Below are 17,425 nucleotides of genomic sequence, written 5' to 3' on the forward strand. Positions count from 1 at the left end.
TATGCGTACACACTACTGTTTGGGCGTGGATGAGTCAAGTTTAGGTAATGAAGTTGTTGTATGTGGCTGGGTACATCATCGCCGGGATCATGGTGGCGTCATATTTCTTGATATACGTGATAGCTCAGGCATTTTACAGGTAGTATATGAGCCGGAAAATAAAACTTCTTTTGCTGATGCAGAAAAATTGCGTTCCGAATTCGTTGTGCGTATCACTGGCGTTGTCCGTAAAAGACCCGATGGAATGATTAATCCTGCAATGGCTACAGGTACCGTTGAAGTTTTGGGTACTGGGCTGGAGATTTTGAATCAATCACCAACCCCGCCATTCTTGCCTGATGATTTTCAGAGTGTAAATGAGGACCTACGCTATAAATATCGTTATATTGACCTGCGCCGTCCCTCAATGAAGCATAAGCTCACCTTAAGGCATCAGTTAACCAGCTGCATTCGCACTTATCTCAATGAGCAAAATTTTTTAGATATTGAAACACCTATGCTGACTAAAGCTACTCCAGAAGGGGCTCGTGATTATTTGGTGCCTTCAAGGGTGCATCCAGGATCATTCTACGCGTTACCGCAATCACCACAACTTTTTAAACAGTTGCTTATGATTTCTGGTTTTGACAAGTATTATCAAATCGTTCGTTGTTTTCGGGATGAGGATTTACGTGCTGACAGACAACCTGAATTTACACAACTTGATATCGAGATGTCATTTATTGATGAAGAAAGTATCCTCAATCTTATCGAAGGTTTGTTAAAAAAAGTATTTAAAGAAACGCTTAATGTAGACCTACCCGAAAAGTTACGCCGAATGCCTTATGCTGAAGTCATGAGACGCTTCGGCAGTGATAAACCCGACTTGCGAAATCCTCTGGAACTTATCGATATCGCTGATTTGGTAAAAGATTGTGATTTTAAGGTATTTTCTACTGCTGCAAATGATGCAGAATCCAGAGTAATTGCACTACGACTCCCGGGCGGATGTGATCTAAGTAGAAAAGACTTGGATGATTATGGGCGCTTTGTCAGTATATATGGGGCTAAGGGTCTTGCTTACATTAAAGTAAACAACCTGGATGAAGGTTTAACGGGCTTGCAATCACCTATTTTAAAATTCCTCTCTGAAGAAGCAATACAGGCAATTTTACAGCGTACGGAAGCTAAAACAGGGGATGTCCTTTTCTTTGGTGCTGACAGAAACCATATTGTAAATGAAGCTATGGGCGCATTAAGAATAAAATTGGGCCATGATAGAAAACTTCTTAAAGAAGGTTGGGAATTACTATGGGTTGTTGACTGGCCAATGTTTGAAATGGATTATGCAGTAAACAAGTTAAACCCAATGCATCATCCGTTTACTTCACCTAAAGATCTTTCTCCTGATAATTTACGGGCTAATCCCACAAAAACTTTAGCTAAAGCCTACGATATAGTCATTAATGGATATGAAATCGGAGGGGGATCAATCCGGATTCATCAATCTGATTTGCAAAAAGCAGTTTTTGAGTTACTTGGAATTAATGAGCAAGAAGCTCAGGAAAAATTTGGATTCTTACTCGATGCTTTGCAATATGGCGCACCGCCCCATGGTGGTATTGCTCTTGGTATTGATCGCCTCGCTATGTTACTTACAGATTCAACATCTATCAGAGATGTTATTGCTTTCCCTAAAACGCAAACAGCATCCTGTCTTTTAACGAGTGCGCCATCACCCACAGGTCAAGCACAATTAACTGAATTAGGAATAAGACTTGCTCCAACGACACAAACTAAATAAAAAACTTGGTAGAAGCCTTGCTGACCTCGTAAAAAAGTTGTTTGTCCCCAGGAATACAGGGATCCCTCATCCAGTTGGCGAACGCATCAACCTGGAAAAGGATTCCTGTATTCGTAATAAGTCTTCCATTATAAAAAAAACTTCAATTCAAGCATATTGTGGTTTTCTGTTATTATTGTTTTTTTGTTCTTCTTTTGCAAAAACTGTCCCAGTAAATAAAACTGTCCCAGTAAACAAAACTGCTACCTTTACTGAATACTTAACCCAGGAAAAAGTCCATTTAACTGCTGCAATTCAAGATACAAAGCAGCCTATATTGCTTAAAAGCGAGAAAGAATTTAGTGACAAAATGAAGCAAGTGTCAGCGATACTTTCGATGACTCGCGTGAAGATCGAAAGCTTGGAAAGCTTTCTTGATCATCAGTACAAAGAACAAAATAATTTAAATCAGCGCTTAAAACTGCTTCAGCAGATGCCCATAGAAAAGGAGAATACGAGCATCCCTGAACGTGTAGAAAAAGTGGAAAACCTGCTTAACATTAACAAGCAGACTACCCAACTTATAACTGAAAATTTAAAACTTGCTAAAGAATTTCAAGCTGCCCTAAATGAGGAGGTAAGGCATTTGGAATTGTGGCATTCACATTTTGTGCTGGAACAAAAACTCGCGCAAATTAAATCTTTAAAAGAGCAGCTTAATAAACGCTTAAACGTACTTTATGAAAGCAATGCGGAAAAGCATCAGGATAAACGAATCAAATCACCCAAACCCATTCCAGCTGCAGATTATGAAGCGATGTTACTGATTAATAATCAAAATATTGCAGCAATTCAAAATCATTTAAATGCTTTAAATATACAAAAAACTGTAGTCAGAGCAGATATTATCTATCTTAAAAATCCTGATACAAAAAACCTGCAATTGATCACGGATATTTATAAAGATGCATTAAACCAATATTCCAAGGTTGAAAAAACCATACAAAAAATAGGCGACTTCCTGATTACAGAGACGAAACTTGTCGGCTCGCCAAATTTAAAAAAATCGATTCGTTCCTTACAGGATGTCCTTGCACAACAACTCAAGGAGGCGAATGTCCAAAAGCAAGCTCTTCTCAAGAATTTGTCTGATTATCAAATTCAACTCAAACAATTGATGTCAGCACGGCAAACCCTTGCGGATTACAATATAAGCAGCTGGCCTTTTATTCTTCACAAAATTGCGGCTATCCCCGGTTTATTTTATAAATATATTAAAACCTTGAGCTTAAAAGTTTATGACAGCTATTTATGGTTAAGTCCTTTATCAATGGTACTTTTATGGGGTGGATTTGCTTTCATCGCAAGTTTCTTCTTTATGATAAGCCGCATTTTAAAAATCTTGAGAAGGGATAAAGAACGATCCCGTTTAACCGGTTACCTCTACGATGGTGTACTTGTTTTAGTGCAAAGAAACATACCTTATTTTTGCATTGTATCTATGCTCTGGTCATTACTTTATATAACCCATATTTCCTTTTCCAATTATCAGTTATTATTAAAATTAATCGCCGTATGGTTTACTTTCAAAATTTTAATCTTAATCGCACGTCTTGTTTTATTGGAACGAATCACAGACTCATCAGGTAAGGATGTCAAACTCTATTACCGTTTGAAATGGCTTTCACTTTTTGGGGGCTGGACAACTGCCTTAATGACCCTTGGACACTCACTTCCTTTATCGATATTGCTTCAGGATATATTTAATCGTTTATTTATGCTGTTTATTTTAACGGTGTCCTTGGTAGCCTGGAAAAGTAAAGATGTAATTCCTTATCTTTTGGGGCCATTATTAAAAAGCCAAAAAAGGTATGTAGTCAACGCTATTTCATTATTGGTTGTTCTGGTACCAATAACTTTATTTACAACAGCCGTAATTGGATTATCTGGCTTCATCAATTTAGCATGGAGTATGAGCCAATATCAGGCCTATGCGTTGCTCGTACTTGTAGGTTACATACTTTCAAGAGGATTAGTATTCGATGCTCTAGAGTTATTCTCGGAATTAATGATTTCTTCTTTGCGAAATGGCTGGTTGTGGATAGAAGTATTTTTAAAGCCGTTGGACAAAATTCTGCGTATTTTATTGCTTGTGGCAAGCATATTGGTCCTATTTCAATTATTTGGTTGGCATTCTGATTCGCCCGTTATGGTCAGTTTGGGTAAGTTTGCCCAATATACCATTGTGAATATCCCTGGAATACATGTTACTGTGACAAGCACAATTGGCTTTTTTATCCTGCTGGCTGTTTTTGTATGGGCTTCGAAATGGACTCGCGAATTTTGTTATCGCTGGCTATTTAAAAATGCTAAAGATGCAGGAATTAGAAATAGTCTTTCAGTCTTTAGTCAATATGCCGTTGTTCTTTTGGGTGGTTTTGTTTCCTTACATGTCCTGGGATTCGATTTTAGCGGTATGTCAATGATTATTGGTGGACTGGCCGTGGGTATGGGTTTTGGTTTGCGTGATTTTGCCAGCAATATTGTGGGGGGCTTGATGTTACTGGTCGAAAGACCTGTACGAGAGGGGGATTTGGTAACTGTAGGTGAACATGAAGGGCGTGTATCCCATATTGGGATTCGCTCAATGAGGGTTTCATCTTGGGATAACATGGAGGTGTTGATTCCTAATGCGGAAACTTTCAATAAACCATTTACTAACTGGACCCATCAGGATGGGATTGTCCGCACAGTTATTCCAATAAAAGTCAGCCGCTCTGATGATCCGTGCATGGTTCAGCAATTGATACAGGATATACTGGCTACTACTCCTGAAATTGTTGGTGATCCACCAGCTCAGGTTTTCCTAAAGAAAATTGATGAAGCGCTACTTGAATTTGAGGTTCGCTACTTTATTAATGTGCAAATCCACACTCGAATTGAAGTTCAGTCTAAAGTATTATTTGCCATAATGGCTCAGTTTAAAGCGGCCAATATCAAACCGCCTATAGAACCAATTGCTATTGAAATAAAAGAGGGACAAGGTGAGCTCGCTCCTAAAACTCAGACCGCCGAAAACTGAAGCTGAAATAATTGAGCGTTGCACCGACATAGCTGGTCTTAGCTTTGCACAACTTGGTTTTGGTTTGGATCTACCTATTCCCGATAATCCAAACCAACGAAAAGGGTGGGTGGGCCAGGCAATTGAATTGGCTTTAGGCACTGATGCCCAGAATAACTCATTGCCGGATTTTAAAGAGTTGGGAGTAGAACTTAAAACTCTTCCATTAAATAAGTCTGGAAAACCTACTGAATCAACATTCATCACGTCCATTCCTTTACTTACAATTCATAAACAAGAATGGAAAACGTCCCAATGTTATTTAAAATTAAGAAGAATACTATGGATTCCAATTGAAGGTGATGCCGATATCCCTTATCACCAAAGAAGAGTTGGACAAGGTTTTTTATGGTCTCCAGATAAAGCTCAGGAAAATATTCTGGAAGCGGACTGGAGTTATTTGTCATTGAAAATTGGTACTGGACAACTTGAAAGCCTGGATGCGAAAGAAGGAGAGTATCTGCAAGTACGTCCCAAAGCTGCAAATGGAAAATCTTTATGTTATGGATACGATATTCACGGAAATAAAATTAAAACTTTACCTCGTGGATTTTATTTAAGAAGCCGCTTTACAACTCAAATTTTATTGTCGTTTGGGATATAGAAATGTTCCCCGGGCAATTGGCAATACCCGGGCGGTAATACGTCTATTCAGATTTTGAGTGCCCCAGGCTTAATACGGAAGGTACCATATTTTTTATTTGCTCAGTGGTTTTTTGGACTTTTGCAAGTAAAAGTTCTCTAAAATGAACGTCTGTTGCGAAATAGCGAAGTGCTCCCTCTACACCTTTATAAACACCCACCTCAAGTTCCCGGCGTTCTACACTGGCCTTTAAATCTTGCAGGCGATTAAGATTTACATCAGGTTTGGGTGAGGAAAAAAGAGAGTATACATTGTATACACTGTTCCAAATAGAAACCTTAGACTCCTCAGTGACGGTGACTTTTTTCCATACCAACATAAATTCAGTGGTACAAAGTGGCGCCATTAATTTGATCATTCGCTGAATATCTGGATTAGAGAGTGTTTCAGTATTATCAGAGCCATCATATACAGGCTGATTGTTCTTCAGACACCAGGTGTACAGTGTCTTCATCTCATCAAGCTGGTTATGGAAGTCATCCATGCTGAAATTTTGGAGTATGTAGCCGGCAACGCCGCAATAGAGGAACATACTTAGAAAATAATTGGCGAACTCAGGAATAGGCAAAAGAAACCCTGCGATCCAGGAACCACCCCAAGCTGTTAATCCAGTGCTCATTCCTTGAAAAAGATACATTAAATTTGCATTATATTCGAAATCGTTAATGTATTTTTTTAATGCAGCTTGTTGCTCCTCATCCTTTAAGTTAAATGGCCTGGAAGTTAATGTTTTTAACACTTCCGCACGGTCTTTTTTTGCTTTTTCAACAGCGGTCATTCCATCCACAGTAAGTTTGCCCACAATGCTCTCCTTGAAAAAAAATAACAATAAAAACCCTATTCATCCTACCTGAAAACACAGCTTTTATGCTAACGATTTTTATAAAAAAATACCTACGTTAATTTTAAACTTTATGTACCAAATTATTTTGGATTCCCTGAATATTCATTTTGGTTTAGCGATTTTTTAATCATTGAAAGTAAATGTTTAAGTAAAACCTAAATCAGGGCATCTTGATTTCTTGCAACGTATAATACGCAGTAAATACAGTACTTCCTTTTATATCCATAAATTCACTATGGGAGCTGTTTTTATTTACCTGAAAGAAAAATATTTTGCTGCATTTTCGATACTGTCACCAGAAGCAAGTGTTGAGAAATAATTCTGTTTTTACTTTTGGTTTTTTGGAGAAAATGGAAAAATTAATCCAATAGCCTAATAGAAATTATTGATGAATTCATGGGATATAACTATGTGAATTTAGATGATTTTTATTTGACAAATGCAAGGATAATAACTAATCTTAATTGTGCAATGCAACATAAGGAGATGCTAATGAACAATCAATTTTTCGACCAGAAAATGTTTAATAACTTTGATAATCCTCTGCAGAAACTGATGGAACTCAATGTTAAGATGATGCAAAACCTATCATTAATGAAGCCAATGGATTTACTAAGTTTTAAAAATCCAGAAGAATTTTTTGATAGAAATATGGAGTTATTTATCCAGAACAGTAATATGACTCTTAATTACATGAGAGAGACATTCAATATTCTTGAAAGGAATTGGCTAGGCATGTCTCGTAATATGGAGCATAATGTAAAAAAAGCCATGGATGAGGCCTCCTCTTCCCTGAGATCTGGGACAAAAAAAGGTACTGCTCCCACTTCAGCTGTCAAAAAAGCAACTACAGCTGCTAAAAAAACTGTCTCTGCTGCTAAAAAGGCTGCATCATCCAGTAAAAAAGGGGCAACTGTTTCTAAAAATTCATCTGCCAAAAAAGCTGCGGCACCAGCTGCTAAACAAACCTCTTCGCTTGCGAAAAAATCTGCAGCACCAGCTTCTAAAAAGGTGTCTTCCTCTGCAAAAACAGGAAGCACGAAGAAGCATACCCAAGGAGCTAATGCTCATAACAAGAAATTATCTACTCCCAAAGAGAAACAGGAAGCCAAAAAACCTGAATCAAAACCAACTACAATGGGGACTAAAGCCCCAATGGGCCAAAATGCACCCATGAGTCAAAATGCTGCAACCAATAATATGCATACTGAGCATAATATGCCAAAAGTAAGCAGCATGTCTGACAAAAGTGGTGGTGTGAAAGACATTGGAATGAATAGATAAAGTGCCGCTTTAGAGAGCCCTTATTATGAGGGCTCTTTAACAGCTCCTAATATTCCTGTCTCTGGACTTCATTTTAAAATATTAAAAAAAAGTTATAGTTAATTTCGGATTTTTGATATTTCTCCTGATAAACTCAGTATTAAATCCAGATTTTTATAAAATTCCGAAGCTTGAAATTCACTGGTACCGAATTGATGTTATTGGAACTTTTTTCAAAAGCGATTCTCAAGAATTTGCAGTAGCATTCGCCTATCGCCTTTACACCGGTGTTGAGTATGCACCTATATGCCATCAACATAAATTTCGGCATAAGCTGTAAAAGCATTAAGGTAGCCTCCATACGTTTTGGTTTGCATCACTTAAAATAAGTGATAAAGGTTTATAATTGACCTCAATTCCATGACTCACTTCATATACGACAAGATCCTCTCTCATGATCGCTTCTATATCGGCGTGTAAAGAATCATGGGCTCAATAGTGACATTTTGATATTTTTTACATGGGCAGTTCGTCATTTATTTATGTCAAAGGTATTAAACGGGTAAAATCAGGCAACACAGTTTGCAGTTCCCTGGCAATAGAGTAAAGCAGCAAGTCATTACCTTGAGCCGCTCCCATTTGTACAGATACAGGCAGTTGATTATGAAACATGACTGGGAGAGTCATAGCTGGTAAACCCGCTTGGTTAAATAATGAGGTGAAAGGTGAAAATTCCACATTTTTCTGCAAATAAAGATCAAACACCTCATCAGTACTTAATTCTCCGATGTAGAGTGGAAGTTGGGCTAAAGCAGGAGTTAACACAATATCGGTCTGTTTTAAAATCTGATGCAGTGGCTGCATAAGCTGATATAAACGACTTTTTGCAGTAAGAAAATCATACGCCGAAAGAGTTTGCCCCTGTTGATAAAACTCCCAGGTCACCGGTTCAAGTTCCGCAGGCTCCGCCTTTTTTCCTAATTGAATTTCCTGGAGTTTGATTACCGTATAGGTATTGGCCGCAATAATCGTAATCACACATTCGGCAATGGCATTAAGATCCATCGCCACATATTTATTCTGTAACCTATGCCCTGAATCCCTTAATAATTCTTCGGCTTTTTTCACCGCTTGAAGGCAGGGGAATTCAACAGAAACTGGTGCAAAAACTCCATCCAGGGAAACTATATTTAGCTTTTTATTTCTAGGCAGAGGTTTTACGCGAGATTGATCAGCGATATGAGAAAATAATGCCTCAGAATCACGGAGAGAACGGGTTAAAACAAAGTTCACCGCTAGCCCAGACCATAATTCATTATTCAATGGTCCAGAAGGGGTTATACCAGTAGTGGGTTTAAAACCAAATAACCCACAGCATGCCGCAGGGATCCTGATTGACCCTCCGCCATCACTTGCTGTCGCAACAGGAGCGATCCCTGCTGCGACTGCCGCTGCTGAACCGCCTGAGGAGCCTCCAGCTGTCCGATTTGGATCATAAGGATTACGGCAAGGTCCTAGTAAAGCTGACTCAGTAACATAGGAAAGACCAAGCTCTGGGGTATTGGTTTTGGCAATTGGAATAAATCCCAAAGCCATCATTTTGCTCACCAGATCGCTGGTAGTTTGCGCTATATTGTGCGCAAAAAAACGTGAACCTTCAGTGCTGCGTATGCCCGCAATTGGCTGGCCCAGATCTTTAACTAACAGTGGAACCCCATAAAAGGGCTCATTGCCATTTAATTTTTTGAGAGATTGTTTTGCAAAGTCAAAACAATCTGTTACTACAGCATTGATTGTTGGATTGACTTCAGAAATTCGTTGAAGGGCACAGTTTAAAACTTCAGTAGGGCCAATTTCACGTGTTTTAATTCGTTTTGCAAGTTCAATTACATCACAGCCTAGATATTCTTTTAATAACATTGCTTACCTGCTTGCATAATAGTTCAGGAACAAAGTTAATTGTTCCTGAACTCAATATCTATGGATTACTTTATCTATTCTTCATGACATTTTTTATATTTTTCTTCCATTTTTTCTTCCATTTTTTTCATTTTATTTTGAAGTTCTGTTTTTTGTTGGGGTGTAAGTATGGCGTAAATTTGATTTTTGGCAGTTATTTTTGCTTTCATTATATCCCCAAGCAATTTTGTCTTCTTATCAATTAAGCTGTCCACAGTGGATTGATCCATATTTGTAGATTCAGCTTGTTGGTTCAGTTGTTGTCTAATATCCTTCATTTGTTCTACATCATTTTTCATTGTAGATTTAAGTTGTTCTAAAATGGGTTTAATTTTGGATTTTTGAGTGTCATCAAGTTTCAATGACTCAACCATATTTTTAAGTCCTTCCCCGCACCATGAATGCGCCAATACTACTGGGCTGAGTACTAATGTAAATGCAAATGCAGCTGTTTGTATCATTTTTTTATACATGATTTGTTCCTTCCCTAGTTTTAAAATATCATTGCTTAGTATAGATGGTCTAAATAAAATTTGTAAAAAAATTGGTTATATTTAAATTAAGGAAAAAATAACTGGCGATGGAACTTAGCTACAACTCGAGGATATTCTCCTTGAAACTCTTTGGTTTCTGTCTGATGATTCAAATAGTTCAAGAATGCTTATTTTTTTTTAGCGACTGATTCTTCAGGATGTTTTCGCATTCTTCTACGGACAGGGGATGTGAATAATAATAACCTTGAACAGCATCAATACCTTGCTCTTGTAAAAATTTAAGTTGCAACTTGTTTTCTACCCCTTCGGCAACAACAACCATATCTAATTTATGAGCTATTGTTGCAACTGCCTTAATGATAGTTTGATCTAAATAATCAGAATGGCAATCACTTATAAATTCTTTATCAATTTTGATTTTTTTTACTGGCAACCGTTTTAAATAAGCCAAACTGGAATATCCTGTGCCAAAGTCATCAATTACCAAACGAACATCCATTTCCTTTAATGCATTGATTTCCTCGTATAATTTATCACTATATTCCATGAAAACAGATTCTGTAATTTCAATTTCGATAGAGGAGGCATTGAGTTGATTTTCAGCCAATGCCTCCGCAATAAGTTTGCTAAGTGGCTGACGAATAAATTGTATGGTGGAGATATTAATTGCAATGGGACCAGAAAATATTTGTTTATCCCGCCAAACTTTTGCTTGGCGGCATGCATTTTTTATAATCCACTCACCTACCGGTATGATTAATGAGTTTTTTTCTAAGTTATGGATAAATTTTGAAGCCTCCAATACGCCTTTTTCAGGGTGATTCCAGCGTAATAAGGATTCAAATCCTATAATATCCCCAGAGTTAATATTATGAATAGGTTGATACATTAAAAAAAATTCCTGAATATCATATGCACGCTGCAAATCCTTGCCAATACTGTGTGTTTGCCGGTACTCTTCATAAAGCTGTGTGGAATAATAATGAAATTGATTTCTGCCTTTTTCCTTTGCTTGATATAGGGCCGTATCAGCCAATTTAAGCAAGGTTTCAATATTTTTGCCGTCATCAGGATAAATACTTATGCCCATGCTGGATGCAATGGGGATTAAATGATCGTCAATAGGAATAGGTTTGGAAATTTCTGTAAACAATTGCTCAACAATTGCAGTAATTTGTTCTTTTGAAGAAATACCAGACAAAATTATTGTAAATTCATCACCACCTAGTCGAGCTGCGATGTCACCGTCTCGTAAGCATGAAGTAATTTTTTTGGCAATATGAATTAATAGTTTATCCCCATTATCATGTCCCAGGGAATCATTAATTACTTTAAAATAATCTATGTCTAAAAATAATAAGGCAACTTTTTCATGAGGTTGGGATATTTTATTAATGCATTGTTGAAATATCTCATACAGCATGTTTCGATTAGCTAACCCGGTTAAAGGATCATGGGTGGCCTGGTAGTATAGTTTGGCATTCTCAAGCGAAATCATGGCTTGGGAAACAAGTAGTTGTAAACTATCCAAATGACTGGGAGTAAACGTGTGTGGGCTATTATTCTCCAAATACAACATCCGATGTAATTGTCCTTTATAAAAGAGGGGCATCATCAAAAGTGACCTGGGATTTTCTTGCTGAACGTATTCATCTTGAAAGGTTAATTCTGATTGAACTGCATCATTTAAAATAAGGGGTTTTTGAGTACGCTGTACATAATTTAAAATGGAGACCGGGTATCTTAATGGTAGTCCATCTTCCGGCGCGCTATTAAGATAAATCTTTTGGTAATCCAAATTCCCTTCCGCTTCGACTATCCATTTATCATTTTCTTTTGATAAAATAATACTTCGTTGTGCCCCTGCATTTTCCAAAACGATAACCAGGAGTTTTTGTAACAGTTTGTCCAGACGAATTTCACTGGATATGAGTTGATTGAATTTTAAAACAGCCAGGATATCTATAGTATGGTTTTTTGCGGGCGGGGTAAGGTATCCGGATAGAGTATTAGTCCAAGATGCGGTCTGATAAAATTGTTCTAGCAGTTTAACTTTTGTGGTGGCGCCCCAATTTTTAAAATAACGGTGTGCGTCAAAGAGATAAACTTTTGCGATTTTATCTATGTTCCTCTTTTCGCAATAATAAGTGGCTCGTTCACAAGCTATAGCAGCCAGTAAGATTAATCCATTGGCCTGAGCAGTTTCTATCGCTTGTTCATAAAGATTTAAAGCATTTTCATTTTTGGGCTTAAATTGGGCACATTCCGCTTCGATAATCAACGAATACGCCTTAAAATTACTTGGACACCAGCTTTCATATTTTTTAATTAAAGCACTGAGCTGTTTGATTGCTTTTAAATATCCCCGTTGCTTTGACTTGGATAATTCAGGAAGCTGGCTCAACAAAGCCAGGGCGTAGTAAAATTTTCCATCCAAATGACTAATTAGGCCTTTATCATATTCTGCATAGAGTTCATGTTTTTCTCCTGCTTTAACTGCCTCTGCAAAATTTCCTAACATAAAGTGCAAGAAGGTCAACGAACTATAAAAGAAGCTTAATTCTGATTTATTTTTCCCGTTGACAATATTTTGTTCAAATAACGAGATCTGTTTGATTTTGGTAAACCCTGGGTTTTCCAGGCATTGGGCCAAATAATCCCAAAAATTTGCCAGATTAACAAAATCCGATATCTTGACCCGTGTCATAAATGATAAAGCAGATTTGATATTCTTTTTAGCTTCCTCCAAGGTTTTCCCTGCTGAAAATGCATGGAGGATCAAAAGCAAATTGCTGTAATTACTGTAGACTAAATCACCAACCTCACAACATAGTTTAAAGGCGTTATTTACAGTGTTGTTGCATAAGCTAATGGGGTTTTGGAAAGGTTCGATAAAAGCGCCTAATACGAATTGGTTCTTACCTTCGAAGCTTGAATCTCCATACTTTTGTTTTAAACGGTTATAAAGGGCTACAAAAGAAATGGCATCTTCATAGAGATTGAGAGAATGCATCATGATAAATGCATAAACCGGGATAGACATGGAGGTGCTTTCAGTATAACCATATTTAAAACTTAAACTTATATTTTTACATGTCAGGAGGACAAACAACTGTTGATTAGTAATAAATGCACTATTGAGCAATTGACTAATCAGATTAACTATTGCAATCTGCTTCAAGTCTTTCATTAAGGGCAAGCTCAAATGTTCCGCCGGGATATTTCTTATTTGAAATTTTATTTTATAGATGGCTCTGTATATATGGATTAAACCAGGCCGCTCAGGTATTTTCACCCCAAAATATCTTAAAGTATTCAAACCGGTGTGCAAAGCTTCAGCATGTTCTCCCCGAGCAGAGAGCATCTCAACTTCCAGACGGCAAATTTCAATTTGATCCAGGGTATTGCGTGCATGTTTTAGAAGCACTGAAAAGTACTTGTTAGCGATTTTAAATTTACCGATTAAATACCTGCAGATTGCCAGCTCTTTAACAAGTTGAAACGTAAGGGTGTAATTTTTCTCCCAATCATAGGGCTTCAATAGTTTGAGCCCCATAGACAAGTGCTCATTAGCTGTATAATAAGCCGATTCTAATTTTGCTTTTTGACCTGCCCATAAATTATATTGAGCCAGCTGCAACCTTTCATCAGGATCATGAATTAAGGACACACTTTGTTTAAAATGTTTTAAAATCTCAAATAGGCGCTCATCATGTTCTACTAGAGGCTTGTCTTTTAATAATAATCTGCCGATTTTTAAATGAATATAAGGTTTTTCTTGTTTCTTAATCAGTCGGTAAACGGCTTGCTGAATGCGATCATGAGTAAAATTGTAATGCAATGAATTGATGGCATCATCAGCAATGAGCTCATCAAGACCAAGTAATCCTGATGTTTTATATGTTTCCTCAACCGGATAGATTAAATTATCATTAATCGCCTGACATAAGTGTTCGGCAATTTGGCTGATGGATTGACCGCTAATGATTTGTAATGTTTTAAATTCGAACTGGTAACCAAAACATGATCCTAATTTCAAGATCTCTTGTGTTGGTTCTGGAAGCAAATGAATTTTGGCAGTGAGTAAGTCGATTACATTATCTGTTGCACTCTGTTGTTGAATTTTCTTTAAATCCCATTCCCAAGATCCATGTTCATAAGAAAACACTAACAGGTTTTGTTGGTGAATAATTTTAAGAAATTCATTTATAAAAAATGGATTTCCATGGGTTTTATCAAAAATACATTGAGCAAGTTCTTTGATTTTATGCGCACTGGAAAACGTGTCGGCTAAAAGAGATTGAATGTTAGCTAATCGGAGAGGCTGTAAGGTTAACGTGCTCAACTTTACTTCGTTTTTATTTAAATTATTAATACATAACTGTAAGGGATGATGTTCATTTATTTCGTTGTCGCGATAAGCACCTAAAATGAGTAAATAGTTTGTTTCGCGATCCTGGAGTAAATTTTCAATAAAGTTAAGTGAAGAACTATCTGCCCATTGCAAATCATCTAAAAACATCACTAATGGATGTTCGGGTTGCGCAAAAATACGGATGAAATTTTGGAATACCAAATTAAAGCGAATTTGTGCTTCGGCAGGATCCACAGGATGTACTGGCGGCTGTTTTCCTATAATTAACTCAACTTCTGGAATAACATCTATGACAACCTGTCCAATATTTCCTAAAGAATATAAAAGTAATCTTTTTAATTTTTGTAATTTATCCTCATTTTCCGAAAGTACTTGCCGAACCAGGTTTTTTAACGCAGTAACAATTGCACTATATGGGGTACTTCGTTGTAACAGGTCAAATTTACCGTGTATATAATAACCCCGGTGTCGAATGATAGGCTTATGCACTTCTTTCACTAAAGAGGATTTTCCAATTCCGGAGTAGCCTGCTATGAAAACAACTTCCTTATTTCCCTGACTTACTCGGTTAAATGCTTTGATTAATTGATTTACCTGAGGTTCTCGACCATAAAGATTATGAGAAATGTTTAAATGGTCATGAATGTCATTTTTTCCGAGAATAAATTCACTAATTGTCTTTTTTTCCTGCAATTGGCCAAGGCATTCCTTGAGGTCCGATTTTAATCCAATAATGCTGGCATAACGATCCTCTGGCATTTTGCACAGGAGTTTGTCGATGATTGCCGCAAGCATTCCTGGCGTATCGGGTCGTATCTCCAATACCGTCGGTGGCTTTTTAGCAATATGGCAATGTACCAATTCCAGAGTATCTACTGTTTGAAAAGGTAATCGATTAGTTAACATCTCATAGAATGTTACTCCCAGTGAGTAAAAATCGGTTCGAAAGTCAATGGGACGATTGATGCGTCCTGTCTGCTCGGGTGAGATATAAGCCAATCCTTCTGTATGTTCCCCTACCTTTAAATAATCAAAAGTTTCTTCAGTTAACTTGATGGAGGCACTCAAATCAACCAATTTAAGGACTAATTTTTCAGGATCGATAACAATGTTTGAGGGTTTAATTTCCTTATGGATGATATTACGCTGGTGTAACTCGCCAACAATATCAACAAGTTGTATTGCGAGATATAAAAAAGTTTCAATGTCCAGGTGGTGCATCATCAGATAAGAGGTGAGCAATTGACCTTTTACATCCTCTAAAATTAAAACAGGAGTTTGGGGATGTTGTAAAAAATCATAAGCCTTGATAATAGTGGGGGCTTCAATCATATTCAGTAAATGATATTCATGCTGCAAAATTGCCCAATTTTCAGAACTTGAATGATATTTATTGGGAGTTTTGAGAAGGACTCTACGTTTATCCTTTAATCTTAAGGCATAATAGGTATCGATATTATGGTTATGCCTCATTATTTCCTGTAATGCATAGCCGGATATGGAAATCATTTATGTCCTTTCTCAATATTCGATAACAAATAACCGGTAGTAAAAGATATTTCTCCATCTTTTTATTATTATAGAAGAATATTGAAACTTATATAAAATTAGTGAGAGCCGTCCTGCGGGCATTGTTAAAAAACTAAATCCCTAATAAAAACAGAGATGAATATCGCTCATTCCAATGTTGAACGATATTCAAGGGTATAAAATGAACCTAGACCTCTTCAGCGCCTGCAGTGACATTACCCATAGTGTATGAATGAGCACCTGTACCCGTTAATCTTCCTTTATCGACAATCAGATAAACATCGCGAATAGGGCGACCTTCGAACCAACACTCCAAAATTTCACGCGTTCCTGCAGCATAACGTGCTTGTGCAGATAGGGATGATCCAGAGACATGAGGAGTCATCCCATGGTAAGGCATTGTTCGCCAGGGATGATCTTTAGGCGCGGGTTGTGGGAACCATACATCACCGGCATAACCTGCAAGCTGCCCGTTTTCACAAGCTTGGACAATGGCTTCACGATTACAGATTTTTCCTCGAGCAGTATTGATGAGGTAAGAACCGCGTTTCATTTTATAAATTAACCGCTCATCAAACAGATTCTCTGTTTCGGGTGTAAGGGGACAATTAAGGGTAACCACATCACATGCTTGTACCAATGATTCAACATGGTTATGAAAAACAAGTCCCAATTCCTTTTCAATTTTTTCTGGTAGTCGATGGCGATCGGTATAATGTAATTTAACGTCAAATGGTTTTAAACGTTTCATAACGGCCATACCAATGCGTCCACAACCAACAGAACCTACTGTCATGCCCTCCAAATCATAGGAGCGTACGACACAATCAGCAATATTCCATCCTTTTTGTACAACCCACTGGTTAGAGGGTAGATAATTCCTTACTAGAGAAAGAATCATCATCACTACATGTTCGGCAACACTAATACTATTTGAATAGGTGACTTCAGCTACAGTGATGTTATTGTCTTTCGCGGCTTGCAAATCAATATGGTCTGAGCCTATACCTGCAGTGATTACCAGTTTCAGTTTTTTGGCTTTGGCAATTCGCTCGGAAGTTAAATAAGCAGGCCAAAAAGGTTGGGAAATAACTACATCAGCATCCGGTAATTCTTTTTCAAAAATTGAATTAGGGCCTTCCTTGTCTGAAGTAACTACAAATTGATGCCCTTGTTCCTCAAGGAAATGACGCAAACCTAATTCTCCAGACACCGAACCCAGTAAAGAACCGGGTTTAAAATCATAAGCCTTGGGGGTAGGTAAGCTTTGGCCATCAGGATAGTGCTCTATTTTGGGAATCGTATCTCGGGCATAATATTTTGGATGCCCATTGATTGGATCAGCATAGAGAACACAAAGAATCTTAGCCATACATTCTTCCTTAAATAAAATGGTTAAATTGAATCGCAGCCCCAAGTGCTGTCTAATTTTTA

At 37.4% G+C, this 17,425-nt stretch carries 9 protein-coding genes; 4 read left to right on the forward strand and 5 right to left on the reverse strand.

What is annotated here, in order from left to right; all coding sequences use genetic code 11:
• Position 1 precedes the first annotated feature (1 nt).
• From aspS to mutH, 3 genes are read left to right on the forward strand one after another with little or no spacing between them, the layout of a single operon-like run.
• Positions 2–1,783 carry an aspartate--tRNA ligase gene (gene aspS, locus KYQ_RS04550; RefSeq protein ID WP_010653751.1) on the forward strand — a complete coding sequence of 594 codons (1,782 nt, stop codon included), beginning with the start codon at positions 2–4 and terminating at the stop codon, positions 1,781–1,783.
• The gene (locus tag KYQ_RS04555; RefSeq protein WP_010653750.1) at positions 1,758–4,844 is read left to right on the forward strand and encodes a mechanosensitive ion channel domain-containing protein; all 3,087 of its coding nucleotides are present in this window, start codon (positions 1,758–1,760) and stop codon (positions 4,842–4,844) included. Before aspS ends, KYQ_RS04555 begins: the two co-directional genes overlap by 26 nt.
• Positions 4,807–5,487: a DNA mismatch repair endonuclease MutH gene (mutH, locus tag KYQ_RS04560; protein WP_010653749.1), complete on the forward strand. Its 681-nt coding sequence runs from the start codon at positions 4,807–4,809 to the stop codon at positions 5,485–5,487. Before KYQ_RS04555 ends, mutH begins: the two co-directional genes overlap by 38 nt.
• Before the next feature lie 43 nt (positions 5,488–5,530).
• On the opposite strand, the gene KYQ_RS04565 is transcribed toward mutH, so the two are convergent.
• Positions 5,531–6,328 carry a hypothetical protein gene (locus tag KYQ_RS04565; RefSeq protein WP_010653748.1) on the reverse strand — a complete coding sequence of 266 codons (798 nt, stop codon included), beginning with the start codon at positions 6,326–6,328 and terminating at the stop codon, positions 5,531–5,533.
• Between the two features lie 534 nt (positions 6,329–6,862).
• Here KYQ_RS04565 and KYQ_RS04570 point away from each other — a divergent pair.
• On the forward strand, positions 6,863–7,654 hold the full coding sequence (locus tag KYQ_RS04570; protein WP_010653747.1) for a hypothetical protein: 792 nt from the start codon (positions 6,863–6,865) through the stop codon (positions 7,652–7,654).
• A gap of 519 nt (positions 7,655–8,173) precedes the next feature.
• Here KYQ_RS04570 and KYQ_RS04580 read toward each other — a convergent pair.
• From KYQ_RS04580 to KYQ_RS04595, 4 genes are all read right to left on the reverse strand, one after another.
• Positions 8,174–9,553 (reverse strand): amidase, encoded by a 1,380-nt coding sequence (locus KYQ_RS04580; protein ID WP_010653745.1) that lies wholly within the window; start codon positions 9,551–9,553, stop codon positions 8,174–8,176.
• Positions 9,554–9,627: 74 nt separating this feature from the next.
• Entirely contained in the window at positions 9,628–10,065 is a 438-nt protein-coding gene (locus KYQ_RS04585) for a Spy/CpxP family protein refolding chaperone (RefSeq protein ID WP_010653744.1), read from the reverse strand.
• A gap of 178 nt (positions 10,066–10,243) precedes the next feature.
• Positions 10,244–15,970: an EAL domain-containing protein gene (locus tag KYQ_RS04590; RefSeq protein WP_010653743.1), complete on the reverse strand. Its 5,727-nt coding sequence runs from the start codon at positions 15,968–15,970 to the stop codon at positions 10,244–10,246.
• 208 nt (positions 15,971–16,178) lie between these two features.
• Positions 16,179–17,363, reverse strand: coding sequence for an NAD-dependent formate dehydrogenase (locus KYQ_RS04595; protein WP_010653742.1), 1,185 nt, complete (start codon positions 17,361–17,363; stop codon positions 16,179–16,181).
• Between the last annotated feature and the right edge of the window lie 62 nt (positions 17,364–17,425).

Origin of the sequence: Fluoribacter dumoffii NY 23, assembly GCF_000236165.1 — a bacterium.
GTDB lineage: Bacteria > Pseudomonadota > Gammaproteobacteria > Legionellales > Legionellaceae > Legionella > Legionella dumoffii.

Bases quoted from the DNA above. Each gene is read 5' to 3' on its own strand.
- KYQ_RS04590 (WP_010653743.1), bottom strand. From the start codon at position 15,970: ATGATTTCCATATCCGGCTATGCATTACAGGAAATAATGAGGCATAAC.
- KYQ_RS04570 (WP_010653747.1), top strand. From the start codon at position 6,863: ATGAACAATCAATTTTTCGACCAGAAAATGTTTAATAACTTTGATAAT.
- aspS (WP_010653751.1), top strand. From the start codon at position 2: ATGCGTACACACTACTGTTTGGGCGTGGATGAGTCAAGTTTAGGTAAT.
- KYQ_RS04580 (WP_010653745.1), bottom strand. From the start codon at position 9,553: ATGTTATTAAAAGAATATCTAGGCTGTGATGTAATTGAACTTGCAAAA.
- KYQ_RS04585 (WP_010653744.1), bottom strand. From the start codon at position 10,065: ATGTATAAAAAAATGATACAAACAGCTGCATTTGCATTTACATTAGTA.
- KYQ_RS04595 (WP_010653742.1), bottom strand. From the start codon at position 17,363: ATGGCTAAGATTCTTTGTGTTCTCTATGCTGATCCAATCAATGGGCAT.